This window comes from Aquiflexum sp., from assembly GCF_041751335.1.
Taxonomy (GTDB): domain Bacteria; phylum Bacteroidota; class Bacteroidia; order Cytophagales; family Cyclobacteriaceae; genus Aquiflexum.
In genome coordinates this window covers 1-5,567 of record NZ_JBGSXS010000321.1, presented here as the reverse complement: position 1 = coordinate 5,567, position 5,567 = coordinate 1, and the positions used below count along the sequence as shown (strand labels likewise).

The window sequence follows — 5,567 nt, the reverse complement described above, 5'->3', positions numbered from 1 at the left end:
AGCGCGGTATTCCTTTCTGAATGTTTCAGTTCAGAATCCAAAACATCCTGATTGATCCTTACACATTCTTTTCCTGATAAATCATTGATGAATTGACTGACTTCGGCAATGGGATCCTCAAACTTTGTGGTCAGGGCATCGGTAATGACCAAGGCACCCGCATTGATAAAAGGGTTTCTGGGAATCCCTTTTTCAAATTCCAATTGGGCAATGGAATTGAAGGGATTGCCACTAGGTTCCACATTCACCCTTGACCATAGTTTGCTTTGAAAAATATGTGCCACCATGGTAAGGGTATGCACTTTGGATATACTCTGTATGGAAAAAGGCATTTCATAATCCCCCACACCAAAGACATTTCCTTCCAAGTCAACCAATGCTATCCCAAATCTTTCAGCAGCTACTTCTGCCAGTTCCGGGATATAATCCGCCACCTTTCCTCTTGGGTTTTTTGATTTTACTTCTTCGTAAACTTCTTCTATTAATTGCTGGTAGTCCATGTTTTCAAAGTGATGATTTTTCGCTCAATAATCAATTTCTAAGGTGAATAATTATTTTTTATCAAACCATCAATGACCGTTATTTTTTGAATAGAAGATGCAGCGGCAATCTGTATTCGACTTCGAGCATCCAACCATTTAAGTTGCCTTGTGATTCAAAGGAACCTGTAACTCCGGACACCTGATAAAACCGTCTACCAGGGAATCCAGGTAATTATTCATCGAGATATCCACAGATGGTTGAAAATAAATGGCATTTTTTTCCTTTTCCAAATTGTAGCGGACTCCGATGGCGTAATTGCCATAATGGTTATATTGGTTCCTAATGTTTACGAAGGAGGGAATTTCCAAGCTTATAGCTGACCGCATCCATTCTGTTTGGATACTCAATTGCCAATCTTGACTGATCCTGGGCAAAAAATTAAACCCTACATGCTGTCCCAATGAACTGGAAAACTGCAAGTCCGGATTGGTGGCTGACTCTCCTGCCTGAAAGTAATTCTTGTTGATTCCACCATAAAGCTCAATATCAAAACGATTTTGCGCATTGGAATTTTGTACAATTAAAAAAAAGAATAAAACTATTAATCCTATATAGAATGTTTTCATACTACTTTAAGTTTATTTTGATCAAAAGTAGTAGTACCGAATTTATTTTAAACTATGAGACTGGTTAATAAGTGTTAACTAATTTGTTAAAAAAGCTAATTTCTTTTGTTTATCGAGGATATTCAATGGCAACTTCCAGCCAAAATCAAACCTGAAACCATCCAAAGTGGCTTCCTGCTCGAATTTTATATTAGTGGTTTCCACCTGATAGTCAGCTTCGAATCTGCTGATAACAGGAGACCCAAAATTCCTCGAAATATTCAAACTCATGAAACTTGAGTTGAAAACCAGAAACTCCAAGTGCATACCTGCATTGAAAAACATATACTTCCGTACTTCAATGGGCAAAGGCCTGACCACTCCTGTCACGTCAATCCTGCTACCATCTTCAAAAATAACTCCGCCACCTGTGGTCCGATAGATGTAATTGTTCTGATGGGTGTTGTCCTTCAACAAAAAGTAAGAACTGAAGCTCGGCCCAAATCGTACAGTCTTGAATTCTGAAATCGGAATATCATATTTGAAAGTCAAAGGAATAAAAGGCGTATTGATTCCATAAATCACCCAATCTGTCCAAATAGGCTGATATGACCCGTAATCCAGTGAAATATTATTTCCCGCAGAAAATTGTCCATAACCGGTCTCCAAGGAATACCGGCCCATTTTATATCCTAAGACAGTACTGAACTGACCACTGCTGTTGAAGTAGATATCCTGCCTTGGCGTGATAGGTTCCTTGATCCTAAAGCCTCCATAAGCCATCAGGTAAAACCCGTCAGCATTGGCCAATTCATTTTTGATCATCTTATTTTGGTTGTAATACCGTTTGGGGATTTTCTTATTGTGCTTGCTCCAATTGGAAGTATTGATGCCATAGCCCAAAAAGGTTGATGCAAAAGAACCATTGCTTCTGACCTGATGAACAGCCATTTGTTCTTCTCTATTATAGATTGGGATATTGTAATGTTCCATTCGGTAAAGTCCTTGTTGGTACCTTAGACCGATGAGAAAATAATTGTCCCTACGGTTGAAAATTTTATAGCCTACCTCAGCATTGAGCCCAAGACCTAGCCTGCTTTTGAGCAGTCCTGTTTCAATCCCATCAATAGGCTCTCCATTGCTTATCAGGTTGAAAGGAGATGGTGGGAAAATTAAACTGAGGCCAGTCTGCCAATAGAAACCGCTATGATTGGGATTGAGGTGGGACTTCCGCAACATCAATCCAGTCTGAACAACATTTTCCCCTAAAAAGGTAAATGGGCTTAAATAATTATAAGTGCCAAAAGTTCTCCAATGATTCCTCTTGAACAAATCCAATTGAAGCCCTAACTCAAGGTCATTTCCTATTCCATAGTACCCCGCTAAGCTACCATGCCATGCCAATTTGGTATAAGATCGATAATCAGGTTCAAATGCAGAATTATCGAAATTCAAGTAAGACTTTGAAGGTCCTCCTGATAGCTCCAAACTGAATTTCCCTTGGGCTTTGGCTCCAATTACAATCGAAATCACACCAATGAGCATAAGAATATGCTTTAAGTAAAGTTGTGATTTCTGAGGTAAGTTCTGCTTCATAAGTTAAAATAGATTTTACAAAAGATTAATCAAAACTATTATCTGACCAAAGTACTGATGGGCAACTTTAAACCTACTTCAATATTAAACCCGTTTAAATTTCCCGATTTCATATAATCAACCCGCTCTCTGTTGACTATTTCTTGAACATTTACAACTCCGATTTCAGGGCTCCCGAAATTTTGTGAAAAGTTAAATGAAAGTATGCTGGAATTGAAGAAAGGTATATCCATGAAAGCACCTGCCTGATAAAACAGTTTACCTCCGGAGCTCTGAGTTGCGGGGACAGACAATAGAATTGGGACACGTTCATCATTCAATATAAAGGCACCTCTTTGGGTCACATTCATCCTTACGGTATTCAATGTCATGAAAGTAGCAGCCGAAACGCCTAATCTCAGACGGTTGTTTTCTCCTATATCCAAATGATACCTTGCCCGGAGTGGAATAGCCCTTGTCATTGGGTCATTTAGGCTGATCAAACCAAAATTTTCAGATTCTGTTTTTGTTTGACTCCTCCAACTGGAATAACCGGTCTCAAAACTCCATTGACCTGAAGTGTAACCAAATAGAATTTGAGAAGCAGGTTTAGACCTGTTCATTCCGGAAGCATTACTTTGAACAAAATCAGGCTGGGATCTCTGTAAGGTGGTAAACATTACATAAGTGCCATCCCCCCAAGCCGCCACACGCTTCTCTGTTTTACGCTCCTTTTTGGTGACTCTCCAATCTTCCCCTTTTCTTGTCCTAAAGTCTATGCCATAGCCCAAAACAAGACCAGTGTAGCTGCCCCTGCGTTGAACTTGAGGCCAAAGTTCCTCTACTCCAAACGTAAACCAAGATTGCATCAATCCAAAACCTTGATGATGTCTTAATCCGACTATAAAATAATTATTATTTGGAGCATTGAACTTCATCCCTACTTCAACAGATGCCGAAGGAACAACCTGGGTGGTCAAATTGACTCTGGGAAAACTTACTGAAGTATCTTGATTTTCAAATCCAAAACTACGTGATCTATTTATTCCCAAAGCGGGTTGAACATAAAGTGCATGCTCTCCCATTCCCCAGGTTTTTCTAAGACCCAAACTGAAATTACTGTAGGAAAAACCGGAATTATTTCGCTGCGGTCCTGATAAAAATGTAGAACCGGAATTTTCGGCATGTTGTGTAAATCGGAAAGGTGACGATGCATGCCAGGATTGCAGTACAAGTTGCAAGTCCCTATTGATATTATAGGACAAACCCAAACCCAAATTCAATCCTGTACGAGTAGCAAAATCCATGGAAGGTGAAGGATCATTAAATAAACTTTGATGGTGTTGTTGAGGAACAAGGTACATTTCAAGATTGATCCTGCTTTGGGCATTTGCTTGAAAAGAACACATCCACAAAAGCATACTCATTGAAAGCAGTAGTTTTTTCATTTTAGAAATATTTTGTGAACGAATCATTACATTAAAATTAAGACTTTTAAACTAATTCCTTTTATATGAAAAGAAAAAATCATTAGGTCCTTTTCCGAAGCAATTCATTAATCAATATAAATTTTCACTCATTAAAATCTATAACAATCTCATCGACATTTTTCCAACCACTAACGAAAACTCCTCTTCCAATACTTTTTAATCCTTAAATTCAGGATTTCCTCTCAGTAAGGACCCCATCTCAAATCTCATGTCTCACATCTCACGTCTCTAATATTTGGTAGCTGAAAACAAATTCAATGGCAATTTGTAGGCAATTTCTACCATATACCCATCAATCTTGAGGTCATCCGAGAAACTGCCCTTCTGCCCTTTATACTCCCATTCATAGTTGACTGTTCGTAAAGGACCTGCAGCAATTGCTCTGGAAAATTGAAGATTCAGGAAGGAGGACTTGAAAACCTGAAACTCCGCATACAATCCTGCTTTAAAAAATCCTGATATCCTTGGCCGGTCCCAATAATAATTATACTGCAAATACCTTTCTCTTTCATTGAAATAATCAAAATAGTGGGTTCCTCTTCCCTGCTGTTCCCAGCTTCTTGTTTGGAGAATTAGAAAGTTCAATGAACCCATAGCCCCGAACCTGAATTTCTTGGATGGACCTGTAGGTACATCATATTTTATGACAAGGGGAAGGAATATAGAATTATAATTCCCAAAAGTCCTGAAACTTTCTCCTATTGTCTCTAGAAAATAGGTCTCTCTATGATCCTCCCAGATAAAACCCAATCCCATTTCTAGTGAAGCATTGTTTAACCTGTAACCATAATTCACCCCAACTATGCCATTGTATCCTCCATAACCACCTGGGAAAACCTGATTATTTCTTGCATTTTCATGTTTTCTAAGCCCCCCCTGAAAAAGCACATAACCCCCATCTGCCACACTTGCTTTTTGCCTCATTTCTTTTCTTTCCAGTCTCGTCGAGAGCAGTTCTTTTTCATAGTAACGCTGCCCATAACCATCCATAACAAAACCTATCATCATTATAGAAAAACCAATTTTTAATTTCATAAACAGGGATTATTAAAATAAAACATGCTATAATAACTAATAATTGGTTAGATTATTTTATTGGATCAAAAATTAAAAAATAATACTTCGCAAAGACATGCTTTACTTTTTTTCTCTCTTCTTAAGTTTCTCAAACTTCTCTTTGTTCTTGCCTCTTATATCTTGATTCTAATCTCTCGCTTCTCGCCTCTCGGTTCTCAAATCTCACGTCTCACGTCTCAAATCTCATATCTAAAAATATACCCAACTTTCTTATGTATATAATTTTTTTATATATTTGCCTTACTGATGCATCGTAGAAAACATGTCAAACAATAATCTGATCAAAGGAAGCTTACAAACCATAATCCTCAAACTCTTGGAGGAGAATGATAAAATG

5 protein-coding genes are annotated in these 5,567 nt (G+C 38.2%); all 5 read right to left on the bottom strand.

Annotated elements, in window-relative coordinates:
* Positions 1 to 500, bottom strand: a 500-nt coding sequence (locus ACEW8U_RS17875) for a glutaminase (protein ID WP_373523420.1), incomplete at its 3' end; no start/stop codon positions are given.
* 138 nt (positions 501 to 638) lie between these two features.
* Entirely contained in the window at positions 639 to 1,109 is a 471-nt protein-coding gene (locus ACEW8U_RS17870; protein ID WP_373523419.1) for a hypothetical protein, read from the bottom strand.
* Positions 1,110 to 1,187: 78 nt separating this feature from the next.
* Positions 1,188 to 2,684 (bottom strand): hypothetical protein, encoded by a 1,497-nt coding sequence (locus ACEW8U_RS17865; protein ID WP_373523418.1) that lies wholly within the window; start codon positions 2,682 to 2,684, stop codon positions 1,188 to 1,190.
* Positions 2,685 to 2,722: 38 nt separating this feature from the next.
* Complete coding sequence (locus tag ACEW8U_RS17860; RefSeq protein WP_373523417.1) at positions 2,723 to 4,111, bottom strand: hypothetical protein; 1,389 nt, start codon at positions 4,109 to 4,111, stop codon at positions 2,723 to 2,725.
* A 270-nt stretch (positions 4,112 to 4,381) separates the two neighbouring features.
* Entirely contained in the window at positions 4,382 to 5,188 is an 807-nt protein-coding gene (locus tag ACEW8U_RS17855; RefSeq protein WP_373523416.1) for a hypothetical protein, read from the bottom strand.
* Positions 5,189 to 5,567: the final 379 nt, after the last annotated feature.